We start from the raw sequence: 20633 nt of genomic DNA on the forward strand, positions 1-20633 counted from the left end.
CGACGAATCCCCGAAGGTGGACCTCGCATGGCACCCCAGCAACGCAGCACGTGGATCCCGGCCGTGGCGGTGCTGGTGATCGTGGGCGTGATCGCGCTCGGCGGGGGCCTGTCGGCCAATGCCCAGACGGACCTGCCGGACCGGACTCCCGAGGAGGTCCTGGAGCTGGCCGCGCGGCACCACGACACCTCCTTCTCCGGCACCGTCGAGGCCAGTTTCGCGCTGGGCCTGCCACAACTGCCGACGCAGCAGGGCCCGGAGCAGGGCGGGCCGGAAGGGTCGGCTGCCGTCGGAGCAGTGCCGGACGGCCTGGCCGAGGTGTTCTCGCTGTTCTCCGGAACCCACGAAGCGCGGGTCTTCGTGGACGGTTCCGACCGGGTCCGGGTGCAGGTCTTCGACGGCACGGACGAGCGCAATGTGGTGCGCAATGGACGGGAGATCTGGGCCTACGATTCGACGGAGAACAGGGCCACGCGGGTGAGCCTGCCGGAGGGAACCGACGGTGACGGTCCCGGACACGGCATGGCGCGTGGTGGGATAGGCGACATGGCCCCGGAGCGGCTGGCCGAGAAGGCACTGGCGGGTCTGGATCCCACCACGGAGGTCACCGTGGGGGAGGACACCCGGGTCGCAGGCCGGGACGCCTACACGCTGCGGCTCGACCCGCGCACTCCGGACACGCTCGTCGAGGACGTCACCCTGGCCGTCGACGCCGCCACCGGCGCACCGCTGAGCGTCCGTGTCCGGGCCGTGGGCCAGGAGGACCCGGCCATCAGCGTCGAGTACACGAGCTATTCGACCGAGACCCCGGACGCCGGTCTGTTCGAGTTCACCCCGCCCGCGGGCGCCGAGGTCGAACGGGTCCGGCCCGACGGCGGCATGAGACCTGATGTGCACCGGTCCGGTCCGCAGGACGCCGGCGGGCATCCGGCCGGCGCTGACGCCGTGCTCGGGTCCGGGTGGGACGCCGTCGCCGTCATCCCCGCCGAGAAGGTGCCCGAGGGCCTGACGGACTCTCCGCTCCTCGACCAGTACGCCATGGACTCCGCGGCGGGCCGGGTGCTGAGCACGCCGCTGGCCACGGTCCTGCTCGCCGACGACGGTCGGGTCCTCGCCGGTCCGGTCCCGCTCGAGCGTCTGCTCGAGGTCGCCAGTTTCGGATGAGCACTGGGCGAGCTCCACGTGAGTGGCCGGTGATCCCAAGGTGAGCGTGCCCTCCGCCGACTCTGGCGAGGCCGAGTCGGCCATCCGCACCCGGGGGCTGACCAAACGGTTCGGCGCCCGACTGGCCGTGGACGGGCTGGACCTCATGGTCCCGCGCGGCTCCGTGTTCGGCTTCCTGGGCCCCAACGGATCCGGCAAGACCACCACCATCAGGATGCTGCTCGGCCTGGCCGCGCCGAGTGGTGGGACGATGAGCGTGCTCGGTCGGTCCATGCCCACGGCCGCCACGGAGGTCCTCCCGCGCGTCGGGACGCTGGTGGAGGGCCCGGCGTTCTACCCCTACCTGACCGGGACGGCGAACCTGTTGCGCCTCGACGCCGCAAACCGAGCCACAGACCCCGCCACGCGCAAGCGGCGCATCGGCCGGGCCCTGGACCGGGTGGGCCTGGGGCAAGCGGCCGGGCTGGCGGTGCACGCCTACTCGTTGGGCATGAAGCAGCGCCTCGGACTGGCCAACGCGCTGACCTCCCAGCGCGAGCTGCTGATCCTGGATGAGCCGACCAACGGCCTGGACCCGCAGGGCACCCGTGAGGTCCGCCACCTCATCGGGTCCCTGGCGGAGGACGGGGCCACCGTCTTCGTCTCCAGCCACCTGCTCAGTGAGATCGAGCAGGTCTGCACCCATGCGGCCGTGGTGGGCCGTGGCCGCCTGCTGGCCCAGGGGACGCTGGCCTCCCTGTTCGACGACGGCCCCCGCCGGATCCTCGTCCGCACCCGGGACGTCCCGCTCGCCGGGGACGTCCTGCGCAGCCTGGGTCTGGCACCGGTCGAGGAGAGCGTGCCCGCACCTGGTGCCGGGACGCTGCGCGCCCCCCTGGGCGAGGACGCGCCGGAGCCCGAGCGGATCGTCGCCGCCCTGGTGACCGCCGGAGTCGGGGTGCGCGGCGTCGAGGTGGAGCACGCCAGCCTGGAGGACCGGTTCGTGGAGCTGACGGGGGAGGGGTTCGACGTTGAGCAGTGACTCCGAGAGCCACGTCCATCCCGCACGCACCGGGACGGCCCTGCTGGTCTCCGAACTGGGACTGCTCTTCCGGCGTCGGCGCACCTGGACGCTGCTCGCCGCACTGTCCGCGGTGCCCGTGCTCATGGGTGTGGCGGTGCGGGTGACGTCCGGGCCGCCGCAAGGCAGGGGTCCGGCCTTCCTGGACCAGGTGGCCGCCAGCGGCCTGTTCCTGGCAGTGGCCGCGGTCTTTGTCTGCACGCCCTTCTTCCTCCCGTTGACCGTCGCCGTCGTGGCGGGGGACTCGATCGCGGGGGAGGCCGCCCACGGCACCCTCCGGTACCTCCTGGTGGCCCCTGTCCGGCGGGCCGGGCTGTTGGCCGTGAAGTACGCGGTGACGCTTGTCTTCTGTCTGACCGCGGCGCTGGTGGTGGCCGCCGTCGGCGTGCTCACCGGGCTGGCGCTCTTCGGGACCGGACCGCTGGTGCTGCCCTCGGGGATGACCATCACCTCGGCGGAGACGATCGGCCGGATCGGGCTGATGGTGCTCTATGCGACCGTCTCCCTGAGCGGCCTTGGCGCGATCGCCCTCTTCGTCTCCACGCTGACGGACGTGCCCGTCGGAGCCATGGCCGCCGCCGTGGTGCTGACCATCGTGGCGCAGATCCTTGGTGCTCTGCCCCAGCTGGCTTGGTTGCACCCCTGGCTGTTCACCCATCACTGGATGGGCTTCGCGGACCTGCTGCGCGCGCCGCTGCTCTGGGACTCGTTCAGGGAGAACGCGCTGCTGCAGGCCAGCTACGTGGCCGTGTTCGGGGCGCTCGCCTACGGCCGTTTCACCACGAAGGACGTGTTGAGCTAGCTCAGTAGACTGGGACGGCACCGACCGACCCACGGACTGTCGCAGACTGCCGAGAAAACGCCGAGGTACCCATGTCCTTTCCCACCCATCGCCCGCGCCGCATGCGCCAGTCCGCCGCGATGCGCCGACTGGTGGCCGAGACCCGGCTCCACCCGGCCGATCTGATCCTGCCGGTGTTCGTGCGCGAGGGGATCTCGCAGCCCGTGGCCCTGCAGTCCATGCCCGGCGTCGTCCAGCACACCCGGGACACGCTCAAGGCCGCGGCCGCCGAGGCGGCAGGGCTCGGGGTGGGAGGCATCATGCTCTTCGGCATCCCCGAGACCCGCGATGCCACCGGCTCGGCCTCACTGGATCCGGACGGGGTGCTCAATGACGGCATCCGCGCGGTCAAGCAGGAGGTCGGCGACTCCATGGTTGTCATGTCCGACCTCTGTCTGGACGAGTTCACCGATCACGGACACTGCGGCGTCCTGACTGAGGGTGGAGCCGTGGACAATGACGCCACCCTGGAGATCTACGGCCGGATGGGCGTGGTCCAGGCTGAAGCCGGTGCCGATCTGGTGGGGCCCTCCGGGATGATGGACGGCCAGGTGGCCGTCATCCGTCAGGAGCTGGACGACGCCGGCCACCAGGACACCGGGATCCTCGCCTACGCCGCGAAATACTCCTCGGCGTTCTACGGCCCCTTCCGCGAGGCCGTCGACTCCCAGCTCACCGGTGACCGCAAGACCTACCAGATGGATCCCGCCAACCGCCGCGAGGCCCTGCTCGAGGTCTCACTGGACCTGGACGAAGGCGCGGACATGGTCATGGTCAAGCCCGCCATGAGCTACCTGGACATCTTGCGGGACGTGGCTGACGTTTCTGATGTCCCCGTCTCCGCCTACCAGATCTCCGGGGAGTACGCGATGATCGAGGCCGCCGCGGCCAACGGCTGGATCGACCGCGACGCCGCCGTGATGGAGTCCGTGCTGTCCATCCGCCGGGCCGGGGCGGACACCGTGCTGACGTACTGGGCCACCGACCTGGCCCGCTGGATCAAGGAAGGACGTCTCTGATGACCGATACCACCGCGAACGCCGCACCGACCACCAATGCCGCGCTCCACGACGCCGCCCGTGCCGTCATCCCCGGGGGAGTGAACTCCCCAGTCCGCGCCTTCGGCTCGGTCGGCGGTTCCCCGGTGTCTATGGTGAAGGCCGCCGGCCCCTACCTCACCGACGCCGAGGGTCGCGAGTACGTGGACCTGGTGTGCTCCTGGGGTCCCATGCTGCTGGGGCACAACCACCCCGCCGTCGTGGACGCAGTCCACCGGGCCGTGGATGCCGGGCTGTCCTTCGGCACCTCCACCCCGGACGAGCTGAGACTGGCCGAGCTGGTCGCCGAGAAGGTCCCCGTGGACCGCGTCCGCATGGTCTCCACCGGTACCGAGGCCACCATGACCGCCATCCGCCTGGCGCGCGGCGCCACCGGTCGCAATCTCGTGGTGAAGTTCGCCGGCTGCTACCACGGCCACTCCGACGGACTGCTCGCCGCCGCCGGTTCCGGGGTCGCCACCCAGTCCCTGCCCGGGTCTGCGGGCGTGACCGAGGCCCAGGCCGCGGAGACCCTGGTACTGCCCTACAACGACCGCTCCGCGCTGGAGGAGACCTTCGCCGTCCGCGGGCAGGAGATCGCCGCCGTCATCACCGAGGCCGCCCCCTGCAACATGGGCGTGGTGATCCCGGAGGACGGCTTCAACCAATTCCTCCGCGACCTCACCGAACGCCATGGGGCACTGCTGATCTGGGACGAGGTGCTCACGGGCTTCCGCGCCTCGGAGGCCGGCTACTGGGGCCTGTCCGGGAAGGTCGAGGGCTGGACCCCCGACCTGTGGACCTTCGGCAAGGTCATCGGCGGCGGCATGCCAACCGCGGCCGTGGCGGGCCGCGCCGAGGTCATGGACCTGCTGGCCCCCCTGGGACCCGTCTATCAGGCGGGCACCCTCTCCGGTAATCCCGTGGCCATGGCCGCCGGCCTGGCCACCTTGCAGAACGCCACGGAGGAGGTCTACGGCGCCCTGTCCCGGCGCTCGCAGCAACTTGAGGACCTCTTGGTCGAGGCGTTGACGGAGGCCGGCGTGGACCATTCGATCCAGCGGGCCGGCACCCTGTTCTCGGTGGCGTTCGGTACATCGGCCGCGGGTGTCCACAACTACGCCGACGCCCAAGCCCAAGACACCTTCCGGTACGCCCCGTTCTTCCACGCCATGCTGAAGCACGGGGTCTACCTGCCACCGAGCGTCTTCGAGGCGTGGTTCGTCTCGTCCGCGCATGACGACACCGCCATGGAGCGGATCGCCGACGCCCTGCCGCACGCCGCCCAAGCTGCTGCCACGGCGACTCTCTGACCTCTGAGGGCTCGCCCTCCTCCTGGGAGGAGGCCCACAGTGAGATTGACGTCCACGGCGAGGAAGGGCTCTACCGCAGTTGCACGGGCCAGTCGCCGTTGATCACGGCCGCCGGGTCCTTGCGGCGTAGGTACTCCTGGAAGCTGGCGGCCTGCTCGGCCTTCCAGCGCACCTGCAGCGAGTGGAGCTCATCCAAGCCGACCTGCAGGGCCGCGTACTTGACGGCCAGGCCGTCTGCCACGCCGACGGCCGCCAGTGAGTCCGCCGCGGAGGTGTGCGCGTCCAGAAGGGTCACGCCATAGTGCGCACAGACATCGGTCAGGGTGCGTTTGCCCTTGCGGTAGCGGTCCACCTGCTTGTCGATCACGAACGGGTCGATGATCCACTGATTCTGCAGCGGCTCCAGGCCACGGCGGGCGAGCTCACGGTCCATGACGGTGAAGTCGTAGCAGGCGTTGAACGCGATGACGGGGATCCCGGCATCGAAGAAGTCCCGCAGGGTGTCAGCGATCTCCACGACGGCCTGGTTTGCGGGTATGCCCTCGGCCTGGGCCCTCTCGGTGCTCACTCCATGGACGGCGGCGGCCTCCTCCGGGATCGGCACGCCGGGATCCACCAGCCACTCGTAGCTGGCGGCGAGGTTGCCGTGCGGGTCCACCACCACGAGGGAGGCGGTCACAATGAGGGCCTCGTTGGGGTCCCGGCCCGTGGTCTCCAGGTCGAATCCGACGCGGATCTGCTGGTGCCAGGGCAGCACCGTGACGGCCGCCTGGGCCGCCTGGACGGTGGGGTCCGAGACCGGCACGTCGGTGGGGGAGGATGCTGTTACGTCGCTCACGCCATCACGGTACCGCGTGGCACGGACGCTCTACACCCGCAACGCGGCCCGTTGTGGACAGCTCCGGCAGAATGGAGACCCGTGGCCACCCTTCCCGACCTTCCCCCTGGACCGTACGAACTCTCCGAAGCCCTGATCCTGGCTGCCCAGCTCGTCCCGCCTGGCCTTGCCGTGAGCTATGGGGGACTGGCCGGACTGCTGGGTGCCGGAGGGCCACGCCAGGCCGGCCGGGCGATGTCCCAGGCGCCCGAGGGCACCTGCTGGTGGCGGATCGTGCGCGCCGATGGTTCCCTGCCGGCGTCGTTGTCCGCGCGGGCCGCGCCGCACTACGCCGCGGAGGGCACCCCACTGAAGGGACAGGTTGCCGGCCTGCCGGCGGGAGCACCCACGGGGCCGCTCCACACTCCTGACTCTCCCGACGCCGGCCCGGTCGTACGCGTGGACCTCGCCCGGGCACGCTGGTCACCGGACGAATCCGCGAGGGCGGTGCTCATTGAATTGAAGGCGAGGCTGGGCTGATTCTGCCGGGTGACCAGGGAGCTGAACAGTGGGGTGTGGAGTCACTCGTGTGCCCGGGCAGTGTGGATGGCTAAGTTGTCCGGGGCGGCTGGTTGAATGAAGACATGTCCCCCGAAGCGCAGCAAGACGGCCTCCGCCTGACGGCACCGAAGCAGGTCCGGGCCGAGACCTTCACCCCTGACGCCGATCAACAGCAGGTGCTGGACCTGGCTCCGGGGCACGGCGCCGTCCTGGTGCTCGGTGGACCAGGCACCGGACGCAGTACCGTCGCGGTGGAGTACGCGGCGCGGCGCATCGAAACCGGGCTGGACCCCTCCCGACTGCTGGTGCTGGCCCCGACCCGTCAGGCGTCGGCCCGATTGAGGGATGCCCTCTCCATGCGGCTGGACCAAGCCGGCCGCGGCACCCGTGCCGCCACGCCCGTAAGGACCTGGGCGGCGTATGCCTTCGACCTCATCCGTCGCGCCCGCACGGCCGGGTTCCTGCCGGCAGTCGAACGGACCCCGCGGTTGCTGTCCGGCGCGGAGCAGGACACCGTGATCGCGGAACTGCTGGAGTCCTACGCCTCGGGGGAGCGCGGCGGCCCGGACTGGCCCGAGGACCTCTCCGAGGCGGTGGCCACCAGGGGATTCCGCAAGGAGGTCCGCGAGCTGATCGACCGCACCAGCGAGTACGGGATCGAACCCGGGCAGCTGGAGGACCTGGGCGGCCAGCACGGCCACCCCGAGTGGACAGCCGCCGCCGTGCTCCTGCAGGACTACCGGGACCGGCTGGACCTGGGAATGAGCGAGGCCTTCGACCCGGCCGGGCTGATCACCACGGCCTCCCGCCTACTCGAGGAATTCCCTGAACTGCTGGACGCCGAACGGGGGAGCCTTCCCGTGCTGGTGATCGACGACCTGCAGGAGGCGACCCCCGCCGTGCACCGCCTCATCCGGGTTCTCGCCATCGGACAGGACGTCATCGCGACGGCCAGCCCGGACACCGTGGTCCAGGGATTCCGCGGCGCCCGGCCGGACCTCGTCCGCGACTACCCGGAGTGCCTGGCCACCGCTCAGCGGCCCGGCCGCACCCTGACCCTCACCACGGGCCACCGGATGGGCGGGGGAGTCCTGGCGGCTTGGCAACGGGTAGCCCGCCGGATCCCGGCACTGCCCGGCGCCCTGGCGCTTCGGCAGGAGCTCCTGCCGTTCCCCTCGGAGCCCAGCGGGGAGGCAGAGATTGGCGGAAAGGCAGAGGCCACGGCACACGTGGTGGCCTCACCCCCGCACGAGCAACTCTTGGTGCTCCAACAGGTGCTGAACTTGCACCACCGGGGCGGGGTTCCTCTCGGGGACATGGCCGTCATCGCCCGCTCCGGGCCGCTCGTCGCCGAGCTTGGGCGCTACCTGGAGTCTGAGGGCATCCCCGTCAACCGCTCCGTGACGGACACCGTGCTCAAGACCGAGCCCGCCGTGACACCCCTGCTCTCTCTGCTCAGGACCGTCTCCATCCCGGCCGGGGAAGCGGAATCGGTTCTGGACCTGGACCGGGCGCTGTGGCTGGCCGGCGGTAGTTACGGCGGGGCGACGGCCCTGCACCTGCGCCAGTTGCGCCAGCGCCTCCTGCAGGACGAACGTGCGGCCGGCGGCACCCGGTCCAGCACCGAACTGCTGCTGCAGGCCTTCGAGGATCCGGAGGCATTGGCGGACCACCCCGTCCCGGGGGCCGGCGTGCTGCGCCTGGCCCGGATGGTCTCTGCCGGCCGGGCCGCCGCAGCGGACCCGGCAGCCACCGCCGAGACCGTGCTGTGGGCCCTGTGGGCGGCCTCGGACCGGCCCGCGCGTTGGGAACGGGAAGCCGTGACCGGAACCGGCCCTGCGGCGCGGCGCGCTGATCGGGACCTGGACGCCGTCGTCGGGCTCTTCCAAGCGGCCGAACGCTATGTGGACCAATTTCCGGGGGCGTCCCCCCTGGCCTTCGCCGAGTACATGGAGGCCCAGGACCTGCCGATGGACTCCCTGGCCTCGACCGCCGCCCAGGAGGGGTCCGTGTCCGTGGTGACTCCGGCCTCCGCGGCAGGGAGGGAGTGGGACGTGGTGATCATCGCGGGGCTGCAGGACGGCATCTGGCCCAACACGCGGCTGCGCGGCCAACTGCTCGGGGCCACCGATCTGGCGGATGTTGCCCAGGGCAAGACCACCCGCATGGATCACCGCTCCCGGCTGGCGGAGGTGCGCCAGGACGAACTGCGCAGCTTCGCCACCGCCGTCTCCCGAGCCCGGGAACGCGTCATCGGCATCGCCGTGTCCTCGGAGAACCATCAACCCTCCGACTTCCTCGATCTCGTCGAGCCCTGGAGGGACGTGGACAACGAGCGGCCCCTGACGGACGTGCCCAGACCCCTCACGGCCGGCGCCCTCGTGGCCGGGCTACGCCGCGAGCTGGAGCAGGCGGCCACGGTGCCAGCGAGGACGGAGCCGGCGGACGACGTCGGCCCGCCGGCCCGGGTGCGAGGGGCAGCCTCAGCTCTGTCTCGGCTGGCGGACGAGGGGATCCGTGGGGCGGATCCCGACCACTGGTGGGGGCTACTGCCCCTGTCCACCGATCAGCCCCTCGTGGACACCGCGCTGACAGCGGTGCCGGTGTCGCCCTCGCGAGTCGAATCGGCCCTGAAATCACCGTTGAACTGGTTCATCTACCAGGCCGGCGGCCAGGCGGGGACCACTCAGGCCCAGTCCATCGGCACCTTCATCCACGCCATCGCGGAGCACTACCCGGATGGCCCCGCCGAAGACCTACTGGCCGAGCTGGAACGCCGGCTGCCGGACCTCGGTTTGGAACCGGGATGGGAGGCCGAACGGGTGGCCGCCGAGGCGCGGCGCATGATCGGCCATTTCGTCGGGTATCTGCGCCAGATGGAGCAGGACGGCCGGACACGCGTCGCCGTGGAGCACCAGTTCCACCAGGAGCTGGAGCGCGACGGGTTGCGGGTCCAGATCAACGGCATCATCGACCGGCTGGAAAAGGACGCCGAGGGGCGACCCTATGTGGTGGACCTCAAGACCGGTAAACGCGCACCCTCGAACGACGAACTGCAGGAGTTGCCTCAGCTGGGCGTCTACCAGGCGGCCATCGCCACGGGGGCCCTACCGGCGGAGGACTTCGAGAGGCCCACCGAACCGGGTGGGGCGGCACTGGTCCAGCTGCGCACCACCAACAAGAGCGTCAAGATTCAGAGTCAGCCCGCGTTGGACCCGGGTCAGCAGTGGGCGATCGATCAGATCTTCACCGCAGCCCATGCCATGATCGGGCCCCGATACCTGGCGATCCACGGTGGTGCGGACAACCCCGGTTGTGCCCTGCCCGCCATCTGCCCGATCCACAGCAACGGAAGGCAAACCACCGAATGGCACCGATGAGTCTCGATGTGCGCGCGGCCCGCTACAGCCCGGAGGAACTGTCCCAGTTGTTGGGGCAGCACGAGCCCACCGCCGAGCAGGCCGCCGTGATCACCTCGCCCCTGGAGCCCCGGCTCGTGGTGGCGGGGGCCGGCTCCGGCAAGACCGCAACCATGTCTGACCGGGTGGTGTGGCTTGTGGCCAACGGTTTCTCCGCCCCGGACCAGTTGCTCGGGGTGACCTTCACCCGTAAGGCCGCCGGCGAGCTGGCCCAGCGCATCAACCGCAAGCTCGACCTGCTGGTCGAATCGGGCATGGACCTTTCCCCGGTGGCCTCCGTCGCCGAGACCGAGGACGGACTGACGACGGAGGGCCCCGCCCGGGCCAGCGTCTCCACCTATCATTCCTATGCGAACACGCTCGTGCGGGACCACGGCATGCGCATCGGCCTGGAACCGGATACCGGCATGATCGGCGAGGCCCAGTCATACCAGCTGGTGTCCCGCATCGTGCGGGCCTACGAGGGTGACCTGGGATTCGCTAACATCCCGGCCTCTACCCTGGTGAGAGGGACCATCAAGCTGGCCGCAGACTGTGCCGAGCACCTCGTGGAACCTGACGAGGTCGAGAGGTGTCTGGCCGAGAAGCAGATCTTCGGGGAGAACCTGCCCTTCAGCGAGAAGGCCGCCGAGGGCAGCAACGCCACGGTGGCCTCGGTGTTCACCATGCTCCGGCTGCGCCGGGTCATGTCCGAGCTCGTGGTCGCGTACCGCCAGGCCAAGCTCGACGCCGGCGTCATGGACTTCGGCGATTTGGTCCGATATGCAGCGCGGATCGCCCAAGAAGTGCCCGCCGTCGGGGAGATCGAACGCTCCCGCTACCGAGTGGTGCTCCTGGATGAGTTCCAGGACACCTCCCATGCCCAGCTGGAGCTGTTCCGCGGGTTGTTCGGGGTGGACGGCCACCCGGTCACCGCCGTCGGCGACCCCCATCAGTCCATCTACGGTTTCCGGGGGGCCTCCGCCGGCCAGCTGTTCTCCTTCCCGCACAGCTTCTCGGTGCCCGGCCCGGAGGGTGAGGCTGACCCTGCGCCCGTCAGCTACCTGACCACGGCGTGGCGCAACTCCCTCAGCGTGCTCGCGGCAGCCAACACGGTGGCGGACCCCCTCCGCCGCGATCCGGTGGGCGGGATCCAAGTGAAGCCGCTGGAGCCGTCGCCGGTGGCCGTCGAGGGCGAGGTCAGGGTCTCCTGGCTGCCGGACTCCGAGCAGGAGGCGGCGGCCGTCGTCGCCGCCTTGAAGGAGGCCGCACGTCAGGATCTGCCGGTGGCGAAGCGGCCCACGCGGGCGATCCTGTGCCGCACCCGCAGCCAGTTCGAACCGCTGATGGAAGCCATGGATGCCGCCGGTGTGCCTTATGAGGTCCTCGGACTGTCCGGGCTGCTGTCCGTGCCCGAGGTGGCGGATCTCATCGCCGTGCTGCAGGTCATCTCCGATCCGAGCCGGTCTGACCACCTGATGCGTCTGCTGGCCGGTGCCCGCTGGCGCATCGGTGCGGCCGACTTGGTGGTGTTGCACGAGCGGGCCGCGATGCTGGCCCGCAACCGGCGCCGCAGCCCGGGGGAGACGGACGGCGGTGAGGCAGTCGAACAGGACACCTCACCGGAGGAGGACGCCGAGTCCTCTTCACTGATCGAGGCCCTGGACTGGCTCCCGGACCCGGACTGGACGAGCCGGTCGGGACGGACCTTCAGCGTCCGGGGGCGGGAGCGGCTGGAGCGGCTGTCCCGGGAACTTCGCTACCTCGCCGGGCAGACCGGGCTGGAACTGACCGCCCTGATCCGGATGGTCGAGTCCACCCTTGGGCTCGACATCGAAGTCGCTGCCCGGCCGGGACAGTCCGGAGTCGCCGCCCGTCGGCACCTGGACGCGTTCCTGGACGCGGCGCGGGATTTCACCAACGGCGCCGCCGAAGGGTCCGGGTCAGACCTCACGGCGTTCCTGGCCTGGCTCGAGGCAGCCGAGGAACGTGAGAAGGGTCTGGGCATCGCTGGCGTGGAACCACGTCATGATGCCGTTCAGCTGCTCACGGCCCACGCCTCCAAGGGGCTGGAATGGGACATCGTGGCCGTGCCGGGACTGGTGGACGGGCAGTTCCCCGGCAAGACCTTCGACACCTGGACCTCCGAACGCTCCGGCCACCTGCCCTGGGATCTGCGGGGCGACCGGCACAGTCTCCCGCAGTGGAACACCGACTGGGAGAACCAGCGGGACTGGGCCGGTCACGCCGTAGGGTGGTTCCTCAAGGGCCAGAGGGAGAACTACCCGGCGTCTTACAAGGACAGCGCCGGCGTGCACCACCTCCAGGAGGAGCGGCGACTGGCCTACGTGGCCTTCACCCGGGCCAGGACGCTCCTGCTGCTCAGCGGCAGTCATTGGCGCGGTGTCACCAAGACCCCGTCCACGCCGTCTCCGTTCCTGCAGGAGATCATCGACTCCAGCCGAGTCCACATCACCGCCGGCCCCTGGGTGGACCCGCCTGAGGCCGGGGAGGAGAACCCCTTCGCCGAGCGCACGTTGGCCGCCTGGTGGCCCTTCGACCCGTTGGACGGTCCCGAGGTCCTCGTCATGGACCCCGCGGCCCCTGGAGACCTTGACCGGGCGACGGCCCTGCCGCCGAGGTCGCGTCCCCGCAGGGCGGCGTTGGAGACGGCGGCCAACTGGGTGCGCGGCGCCGACCCACTGCGTGTCGAGGCAGATCAGAGTGTGGAGGCAGATCAGACCGACGCTGGCCTGACGGAGGCCGATGAAATAGATGAGCCGGCCAGCGATCTGGCGCGTCAGGTGGAATGGATCCTGGAACGGTCCACCCCGGTGAACCACCGTGGGAACCTGGTCGAGCTGCCCAGCCACGTCAGCGCCTCGACGTTCGTGGAGATGGCCAACGATCCCGAGGCCCTGGCCCGACAGCTCCGGCGGCCGATGCCCCGTCCACCGGCCCATGCCGCTCGACGGGGAACGGCCTTCCATGCCTGGGTGGAGGACCATTTCGGCAGCACCGGCATGCTGGACTTCGACGACCCGGAGGACTCGGCGGACCATTGGGTGGAGGATGCCCTGGACCTGGAGCCGATGAAGCAGAGTTTCCTGGCCAGCCGCTGGGCGGACAGGGTGCCTGCCTACATCGAGCCGCCGGTGGAGACCACGGTCGGGGGAGTCACCCTGCGTGGCCGCATCGATGCCGTGTTCCGTGAGGGTGGTTCACCTCAAGAACCGAACGATCCGCAGGCGCGATGGGAACTCGTCGACTGGAAGACCGGCGGGGTGCCCTCCGGCCGGGACCTGGAGATCAAGTCCTTGCAGCTGGCCGTCTACCGGCTGGCCTGGTCACGATTGCACGGTATTCCGCTGGAGAACATCAGTGCCTGCTTCGTCTACGTGGCGCAAGGCACGGAGCGGGCCCTGCACAACCTGGCCGGCGAGGCTGAGCTTGAGGCGATCCTGGGGCGGGCAGTCATGCCCCAACGTGACTGATCCACGTTTCTGCCGGTCCGGTCTGCACCGGGTCAGGACGGGTTAGTGGTCCGGCGGATGTCGAGTTGCCGGACCTCGTCCAGGTCCAGGGCCGTCGTCGGGGTGCCGTCCTGGCGAGGGGCCGCGGCATGGCTCCCAGGAACGACATCTTCGGATTCGCCGTTCGCGGAATTGCCATGTTCTTCGGCGCGCTCCTGAACCTCGGTGCTGCTCATGTCCTCAGCGTCCTCAGGGCCCTCAGCGTCAGCTTCGTCCACGTCGTCAGCATCGTCCGGGGCTTCAGTCTCGCTCGGGTGGCGGGACTCGGCCTCGTCCGCCGCCAGCTCGTCCGGAACCAGCTCGTCCTCTGAACTATCCGCTGCCGCATCATGCGTCACCGGCTGATCTACGTCCGGCTCTTCATCGGTGTCGTCCCGCTCGGGGGAGCGTGCGTGATCCATGATGACGGCGTCGTCATCATCGGTGCTTTCTCCGGTGTCGTCATTGTCAGCAGGATCATCGGTGCTGGCGGTGGCCACGTCCTGAGGATGCGCGACGGGTTCCACAACGGGAGCAGCGCTGATGACCTGCCCGCCGTGTTCCTCCACATCCGCCTCCAGCTCCTGCAACATGGCCTCGGCCTCGGCAGCCATCTCCTCGTCATCGGCGGCAATGCCCCGGACGAGCCATTGGGCCAGGGCGAACTCGGCCGCCAGGACGGCCCGGCGCAACAGGTGCCCGTCCTGGACGGTTCCCTCGGATCGGTGCTGCCAGTAGGCCTTGACCACCTGGTCCGTGAACTCCTGGTTCCCGGAGGAGGCCAGCCAGGCGAAGTCCTCGGCCGGATCGCCGATGTGCAGATCGGTCCACCCGGTCACCGACACCAGTCGGCGCTGGTCAACCAGAAGGTTGTCCTCGTGCAGGTCCCCGTGGGCCACCACGGGGGAGAATTCCCAGAGTTCCATCTCCTCCAGCGCGTTCTCCCAGCGACGCAGCAGCACGGCGGGAATGCGGCCGGTGGTCGCGGCCTGGTCCAGCTCGTTGAGGCGGCGCTGGCGAAACTGGTCTGCGGTGTAGACGGGAAGGTCGGCGTTCTCGACGACAGCAGCCGGCAGGGCGTGCACAGCGGCGATCACCCGTCCGATGTCATCGGGAGTCTTGCCGCCGAGCTCGGTGAGTTCCTCGAGCTCCATCTCCTCGCCCGGCATGTCGTGGTAGACGAAGGTGCGCATACCGTCGAGGCGAACTGCCCCGGCCACAGACGGCACCCGGAACGGCAATCCGGCGCGGATGCCGGGCGTGAAGCCGGACAGCACCTGCAGCTCGGTCTCCAGCCGCATCGCCGCCTCCTCGTGGAGGGGGGACCGCACCCGCCACCGGCTTCCCTGGCGGTCGAAGACGACGGCGGCCGAGAAGTCCCGGGGATCGTCCGGGGAGCCGACCACGCCGGTCGGGGACAGGTCGGGGATGGCGGCGCTGGCCAAGGCAGCAAGTTCCATGGGCGTACGGTTCACATCCACCACCGTACTTTCCCGCCCCGGCAGCAGAGGGGCTCAGGTGCGGCGAGTCGCCGAATGACGGGGCGTGGCTGATGACGCTGTGGTGTGCCCCCGTAGTTTCAGCGGGGCTCGGCCCTGCTCCACAGCCACGACCGGATAGACGCAACGGCGTCCGCACCGGGCGGTACCGTGGAGGCATGCGTACCTCGGACGAAATCCTTCCCGCCCTCGGCCGGCTTCCCCTGACCCGGGAGAACGTGGACCGGGGTTGCGAGGAGCGGGCCCGCGAGGGATGGCTGGAACAGGTCTGGGAGCAGCCAGAAGCTCGTGTCCTGTGGCTGATCGGCGGACGTGCACCCGTCCTCGGCGGTCGATTGGTCCTGGTCCGACCGGAGGGTGGACTGCCGGAGGGGGCCGTGTACCTCGGTCGCTCGGCGGCCGACGTTGAGCATGAGGCTGACGGGAATGATCAGGAGACCCGGCCTCGGGCCGAACTGGTCCTGCTCATCGCCGACGAGCAGCCCACGCTCACGGGGGGAGAGGCCGGTGGCTGGCCGGTGGACCAGCCGGAACAGGTTGCCTGGGTCGGCCTGCGCGACGCGGCGGCGGCCCTGACAGATCGAGACGCCGGGGTCTTCGTGGAGGCCGTGGCGATCGCCAACTGGCATGCCGGGCACACGCATTGCCCGCGATGCGGCAATCCGACCGTGATCACCCAGTCGGGCTGGGTCCGGGTGTGCCCGCAAGACAGCTCGGAGCACTTCCCGCGCACGGACCCGGCCATCATCGTGACCGTCACCGACCGTGATGACCGTGTGCTGCTGGGCAACAACGCCGCCTGGGGGCCTGCGATGTACTCGACCTTGGCCGGCTTCGTGGAACCGGGGGAGTCGCTCGAGGCAGCGGTCGTCCGCGAGGTCCACGAGGAATCGAACCTGCGCATCCATTCGCCCGTGTACCTGGGATCACAGCCGTGGCCGTTCCCGCAGTCCCTCATGGTGGGCTACACAGCGGTGACGGACCATCCCGACGAGGCCGACGCGGACCGGGACGAGGTGGCCCACGTTCGGTGGTTCACGCGGGAGGAACTGGAGGAGACGGTGGCCAGCGGCGACATCACCATCCCCGGGGCCGCGTCCATCTCCCGCGCCCTGATCGAACACTGGTTCGGTGGACCCTTACCCGAGCCGCGCACACTGCAGAACTGAACGACACCCTCCGGAGGACCGTGACCGACCACCCCGATATCGCCACAGACATCCTGGCAGGCCTGGACGCCGAACAGCGCCAGGCCGCGACCACCCTCAACGGACCCCTGTGCATCCTGGCCGGGGCCGGCACGGGCAAGACGCGTGCCATCACCCACCGCATCGCCCACGGGGTGCAGACCGGCGTCTTTGACCCTCACCGCACCCTGGCGCTGACCTTCACGGCCCGTGCCGCCGCCGAGATGCGCACCCGGCTGCGGGACCTCGGCACCCATGGGGTCCAGGCGCGCACCTTCCATTCGGCCGCCCTGCGCCAGCTGCAGTACTTCTGGCCCCAGGCGGTCGGCGGTGCGGTCCCTGAGCTGGTGGACCACAAGGTCAACATGCTCGCCGAGGCCGCCCGGCGCTTGCGCACCACCACGGACCGCGCCGCGCTGCGGGATCTGGCTGGCGAGATTGAGTGGGCCAAGGTCTCCATGCGGACCCCGGACTCGTATGCCGCCGCAGCGGCCGGTCGGGAGATGCCGACCGGGTGGGACGCCAACGGCGTGGCCCGGCTGTTCCAGGGGTATGAGGACGTCAAGACGGACCGGAATCTGATCGATTTCGAGGACGTCCTGCTGATCATGGTGGGCATCCTGGAGACGGAGCCGAAGATCGCCGCCCAGGTGCGGGACCAGTACCGCGTGTTCATCGTGGACGAGTACCAGGACGTCTCACCCCTGCAGCACCGGTTGCTGGATCTCTGGCTGGGTGGACGGAACGAGCTGTGCGTGGTCGGGGATGCCTCGCAGACCATCTACTCCTTCACCGGGGCCACCTCTCGCTTCCTGCTCGACTTCCGCCAAGAACACCCCGACGCCACCATGGTCAAGCTCGTCCGGGACTACCGGTCCACCCCCGAGATCGTGGACCTCGCCAACCGGCTGTTATCCGAACGCACCCGGCAACGGGTCCCGGTGCCAGGACCGGACGGTGTCCGTGGGCCGATGCCGCGGTGGGCCGAACCCCTGGAGTTAGTGTCCCAGCGGGATCACGGCCCAGCGCCGGTGTTCGCCGAGTGCTCGGACGATGAGGCCGAGGCCGGTTGGATCGCCGCCCAGGTGAAACAACTGCTCGACGAGGGCATCCAGGCCGCAGAGATCGCGGTCCTGTTCCGCACGAACGGCCAGTCCCAGGCGTTCGAGTCGGCCTTTGCCGCCGCCGGGATCGGCTATCAGCTGCGGGGTGGCGAGCGGTTCTTCTCCCGACGCGAGATCCGGGACGGAATCCTGCAGTTGCGGGCCGCGGCACGGTCCGCTCAGGACGTCTCCGGTGACCAGGTCCCCGGCCGGGTCAGGGATGTCCTGGCGTCCCTGGGGTATACCGAGGCGGCTCCGCAGGCTTCGGGTGCCACGCGCGAGAAATGGGAATCGCTCAACGCACTGGTCGCCCTGTCCGAGGAACTGGCCACCACCCGTGGTGACCAGTTCACCCTCACCGACCTCGTGACCGAGCTGGACGAGCGGGCGGCCAGCCAACACGCGCCTACCGTCCAGGGCGTCACGCTGGCCTCACTCCACTCGGCCAAGGGCCTGGAATGGGATGCCGTCTTCCTCGTCGGACTCTCCGAGGGCCTCATGCCGATCAGCTTCGCGGACACCCAAGAGGATATCGACGAGGAGCGGCGTCTGCTCTACGTGGGCATCACCCGCGCCCGGCTGCGCCTGTTCCTCACCTGGACCCTCTCCCGCGGCACCAGCGGGCGCTCCACCCGCAAGCCCTCCCGCTTCCTGGACTCACTGGATCCGGAGGCGGACTCCCGGCACGGGGCCCAGGGCCAAGGGCGACGCCGGCCCGGCACCGCGGGAGCGTCCGGCTCCGGTGGGCGGGGCTCGGGCCGCAAGCGCACCCAGCCGGCTCAGTGCCGCTCCTGCGGCACGCTGCTGGAGACCGGGGCCGAGCGCAAGACGGGCCGGTGCCTGGACTGCCCGCCAACCTATGACGAGGGATTGTTCGAGAACCTCAAGGCGTGGCGGCTGTCCACATCCCAGGCAGCCTCCATGCCAGCTTTCGTGGTGTTCACGGATGCCACCCTGGTGGCGATCGCCGAGGCCGCGCCGAAGACCCCGGCCGAGCTGTTGCGCATCGCCGGCGTCGGCAAGTCCAAGCTGGAGAAGTACGGCGAGGATGTGCTCGAACTCGTCAACGGCACTCCGACGGCCTGACGGCCTGGCGGGCTGGGGACTTGATGGTGTGGAGGCCTGGCAGTGTCATCCGGAGGCGGTACATCCGCAGTTCGGGTGGGTGGCCACCGTGAGCGTGTCGACGCGGCTGCCGTCTCCGTGCACGTGCAGCACCGCACCTGCGGGGGCCGTTCCCGTCTCGGCCCATCTGATCACCTGGCGGGCCGCCAGGGCTCCGGCGGAGGTCGCCACGGCCACGTCCTCACGGCCGGCCCGATGTTCCAGGAGGGCCGCGGTCCGCCGGATCCGCTCAGGGTCCCCGTCCCGGGCCGCGAGGTCCCAGCACAGGGGGCACCGCCCCTGACCGGGCACGAACCAGGGGCCGATGAGTGCGTCGTCGTCCCGCATCACCACCGGCAACACCGGATGGTCGGCCGTGCGGGCAAGAGCAATGTAGTCATAGTCCGCCGCACCTCGGGTGACGCTGATGGTGACGCCTCCCCCGGGTCCCGGGCGTACTGGGGAGGTGAGTGGCAGGACCACGGTGCCGAGGCCGGCGTCGTCCACGCGCCGTCCCAGGGCGACGGGCCGGCTCCGGCCGAGGTCGGGGGCCAGGTAGGCGGTTCCCAGATCCGCGGCCGTCACCACCTGGGGATCCCACAAGGCCAGCCGTCCGATGCCGGCGGCGGCCAGAACCCGGGCGATGACGGACCCGGTCCGTCCCAGTCCCAGGACCTGAACCTGAAGGCCCCGGCGCCGGTCCAGGACCTCGGACATGTGCTCCAGCGCCTCGGTGCCATGGGAACCGTCAGTGCCATCGGTGCCGGTGGGTGCCGCTTCCAAGGCCAGCGCCAGTGTCAGATCATCGGCGAGCAGATCGCTGGCGTGTCCCGCGCCGGCGCGAGCGTGCGGATCATGCCATCGCAGAAACATCTCCAGGGACGTCTCCAGTTCCCGGGCATCGGCCGGATCCAGGCCGCAACAGCGGGCGGTGTCCGCCTCCTGTCCGTCAGGAATCCCGTCGACGAGCCGCTGCAGGTACTCGACCGCGGGCGCGGAGCAGCCGGATAGCTGGGTGGAGCGCGTTCCCGAGCCGATCTGGACGGTGTCCTCAGCGATCTGGAACAACGTGAGCCCGGGATTGAGACGCATGGAATCCTCTTTCGTCAGGGATAGGCGGCCACAAGTCGTCGGGCAGCCCTCACGGTGGAAACGGGATGCCCGGCGCTGGCCGGTTCCAGGTCCGGAACGGAGCCGCCGTCTCATCGTGACACCAGTGCCGGTCCAGCACGTGAGGTTATCCACAAGTGGGAGTCGATGGCCGTACCAGGGCGGGGGCGACGGCAGAATGGAACCATGACGCCCTCACGGCCCGAGGCTCGGCCTTCCACGCGCACCCCGGCACGCACCGCGTCCGGAACCGGTCGTCGTCGTGCGTCCGGGCCCGGCAGCCCGGGCCGGGAGGTCGAGGAGATGGAGGTGGATGGCACGTTCGTGAGGATCGTGCGGTCCTCGCGACGCACCCGCACCATCTCCGCTGCCTGGCGTGATGGCCGGGTCCAGGTCTCGGTGCCGATGGGCCTGAGCGCTGAGGAGGAACGGGACTGGGCGCGCCGAATGCTGAAGAAGGTGGCCTCCCGGCAACCGGCTGGGCCTGACTCGGACGGGGACCTGCTGGCCCGCGCACGGAAACTGGCCCGCACCTGGCTGGGCGGCGAGGTGAACCCGAGCGAGGTGGTGTGGTCCACCCGCCAGCAGCGCCGCTGGGGCTCGTGCACACCGACGACGGGCCGCATCCGCATCGCCGCCGAGGTGGCAGGGATGCCCGGGTGGGTGCTCGACGGGGTACTCGTGCATGAACTCGTGCACTTGAAACACGGCGACCATTCGGCGGCTTTCCACGCGATGGCGGAACGCTACCCGCGGCAGAAGGAGGCCATGGCCTTCCTCAATGGCGTCAGCCATGCGACAGGGAGGGGTCTGACAGGGCCGGACGGAGAGCCGGACAGCGGTGAACCGGACGCCGATGACACGGACGACTGACTGGTGCGTTGACCAGCCGGCTGCCTGCTTCGTCCCGGATTGTTCCTTGCTTCT

14 protein-coding genes are annotated in these 20633 nt (G+C 69.9%); 11 read left to right on the top strand and 3 right to left on the bottom strand.

Translation table 11 applies throughout. The annotated features are described in order from the left end of the window. The first annotated feature begins 27 nt into the window (after window positions 1–27). From ABD134_RS14510 to hemL, 5 genes are all read left to right on the top strand, one after another. Window positions 28–1164 (top strand): LolA family protein, encoded by a 1137-nt coding sequence (locus ABD134_RS14510; protein ID WP_344230602.1) that lies wholly within the window; start codon window positions 28–30, stop codon window positions 1162–1164. A 40-nt stretch (window positions 1165–1204) separates the two neighbouring features. Next, a complete protein-coding gene (locus ABD134_RS14515) occupies window positions 1205–2185 on the top strand; it encodes an ABC transporter ATP-binding protein (RefSeq protein ID WP_344230604.1) in 981 nt (326 codons plus the stop codon). Next, on the top strand, window positions 2175–3026 hold the full coding sequence (locus tag ABD134_RS14520) for an ABC transporter permease (protein ID WP_344230606.1): 852 nt from the start codon (window positions 2175–2177) through the stop codon (window positions 3024–3026). Before ABD134_RS14515 ends, ABD134_RS14520 begins: the two co-directional genes overlap by 11 nt. A gap of 71 nt (window positions 3027–3097) precedes the next feature. Continuing rightward, on the top strand, window positions 3098–4084 hold the full coding sequence (hemB, locus tag ABD134_RS14525) for a porphobilinogen synthase (protein WP_344230608.1): 987 nt from the start codon (window positions 3098–3100) through the stop codon (window positions 4082–4084). Next, complete coding sequence (gene hemL / locus ABD134_RS14530) at window positions 4084–5415, top strand: glutamate-1-semialdehyde 2,1-aminomutase (RefSeq protein WP_344230609.1); 1332 nt, start codon at window positions 4084–4086, stop codon at window positions 5413–5415. Before hemB ends, hemL begins: the two co-directional genes overlap by 1 nt. A gap of 70 nt (window positions 5416–5485) precedes the next feature. On the opposite strand, the gene ABD134_RS14535 is transcribed toward hemL, so the two are convergent. Further along, window positions 5486–6172, bottom strand: a complete 687-nt coding sequence (locus ABD134_RS14535) for a 3'-5' exonuclease (RefSeq protein ID WP_378108292.1) — start codon at window positions 6170–6172, stop codon at window positions 5486–5488. A 162-nt stretch (window positions 6173–6334) separates the two neighbouring features. On the opposite strand from ABD134_RS14535, the gene ABD134_RS14540 reads away from it, so the two are divergent. The 3 genes from ABD134_RS14540 to ABD134_RS14550 all read left to right on the top strand — a co-directional run bounded on the left by ABD134_RS14540 (window position 6335) and on the right by ABD134_RS14550 (window position 13685). Continuing rightward, on the top strand, window positions 6335–6772 hold the full coding sequence (locus ABD134_RS14540; protein WP_344230611.1) for an MGMT family protein: 438 nt from the start codon (window positions 6335–6337) through the stop codon (window positions 6770–6772). Between the two features lie 104 nt (window positions 6773–6876). Next, the gene (locus ABD134_RS14545; protein WP_344230613.1) at window positions 6877–10173 is read left to right on the top strand and encodes an ATP-dependent helicase; all 3297 of its coding nucleotides are present in this window, start codon (window positions 6877–6879) and stop codon (window positions 10171–10173) included. After that, complete coding sequence (locus tag ABD134_RS14550; RefSeq protein ID WP_344230615.1) at window positions 10170–13685, top strand: ATP-dependent helicase; 3516 nt, start codon at window positions 10170–10172, stop codon at window positions 13683–13685. Before ABD134_RS14545 ends, ABD134_RS14550 begins: the two co-directional genes overlap by 4 nt. Before the next feature lie 32 nt (window positions 13686–13717). Here ABD134_RS14550 and ABD134_RS14555 read toward each other — a convergent pair whose 3' ends face one another. Beyond that, window positions 13718–15163, bottom strand: coding sequence for a phosphotransferase (locus tag ABD134_RS14555; RefSeq protein ID WP_344230617.1), 1446 nt, complete (start codon window positions 15161–15163; stop codon window positions 13718–13720). A 197-nt stretch (window positions 15164–15360) separates the two neighbouring features. Here ABD134_RS14555 and nudC point away from each other — a divergent pair, with 197 nt between their 5' ends. Together nudC and ABD134_RS14565 are read left to right on the top strand one after the other, a co-directional pair. Further along, window positions 15361–16371, top strand: coding sequence for an NAD(+) diphosphatase (nudC, locus tag ABD134_RS14560; RefSeq protein ID WP_344230619.1), 1011 nt, complete (start codon window positions 15361–15363; stop codon window positions 16369–16371). A gap of 20 nt (window positions 16372–16391) precedes the next feature. Beyond that, a complete protein-coding gene (locus ABD134_RS14565; protein WP_344230621.1) occupies window positions 16392–18578 on the top strand; it encodes an ATP-dependent DNA helicase UvrD2 in 2187 nt (728 codons plus the stop codon). A 45-nt stretch (window positions 18579–18623) separates the two neighbouring features. Here the strand turns inward: ABD134_RS14565 and ABD134_RS14570 are convergent, their stop codons facing one another. Then, the gene (locus ABD134_RS14570; protein WP_344230622.1) at window positions 18624–19688 is read right to left on the bottom strand and encodes a ThiF family adenylyltransferase; all 1065 of its coding nucleotides are present in this window, start codon (window positions 19686–19688) and stop codon (window positions 18624–18626) included. A 204-nt stretch (window positions 19689–19892) separates the two neighbouring features. On the opposite strand from ABD134_RS14570, the gene ABD134_RS14575 reads away from it, so the two are divergent. Further along, window positions 19893–20579 carry a M48 metallopeptidase family protein gene (locus ABD134_RS14575; RefSeq protein WP_344230624.1) on the top strand — a complete coding sequence of 229 codons (687 nt, stop codon included), beginning with the start codon at window positions 19893–19895 and terminating at the stop codon, window positions 20577–20579. Window positions 20580–20633 lie beyond the last annotated feature (54 nt).

It is taken from the genome of Citricoccus alkalitolerans (genome assembly GCF_039528175.1).
Taxonomy (GTDB): Bacteria; Actinomycetota; Actinomycetes; order Actinomycetales; family Micrococcaceae; genus Citricoccus; species Citricoccus alkalitolerans.

Coding starts and splice junctions, on each gene's coding strand:
- ABD134_RS14545 (WP_344230613.1), top strand. CDS start 6,877: ATGTCCCCCGAAGCGCAGCAAGACGGCCTCCGCCTGACGGCACCGAAG.
- ABD134_RS14575 (WP_344230624.1), top strand. CDS start 19,893: ATGACGCCCTCACGGCCCGAGGCTCGGCCTTCCACGCGCACCCCGGCA.
- hemL (WP_344230609.1), top strand. CDS start 4,084: ATGACCGATACCACCGCGAACGCCGCACCGACCACCAATGCCGCGCTC.
- nudC (WP_344230619.1), top strand. CDS start 15,361: ATGCGTACCTCGGACGAAATCCTTCCCGCCCTCGGCCGGCTTCCCCTG.
- ABD134_RS14510 (WP_344230602.1), top strand. CDS start 28: ATGGCACCCCAGCAACGCAGCACGTGGATCCCGGCCGTGGCGGTGCTG.
- ABD134_RS14555 (WP_344230617.1), bottom strand. CDS start 15,163: ATGGAACTTGCTGCCTTGGCCAGCGCCGCCATCCCCGACCTGTCCCCG.
- hemB (WP_344230608.1), top strand. CDS start 3,098: ATGTCCTTTCCCACCCATCGCCCGCGCCGCATGCGCCAGTCCGCCGCG.
- ABD134_RS14570 (WP_344230622.1), bottom strand. CDS start 19,688: ATGCGTCTCAATCCCGGGCTCACGTTGTTCCAGATCGCTGAGGACACC.
- ABD134_RS14550 (WP_344230615.1), top strand. CDS start 10,170: ATGAGTCTCGATGTGCGCGCGGCCCGCTACAGCCCGGAGGAACTGTCC.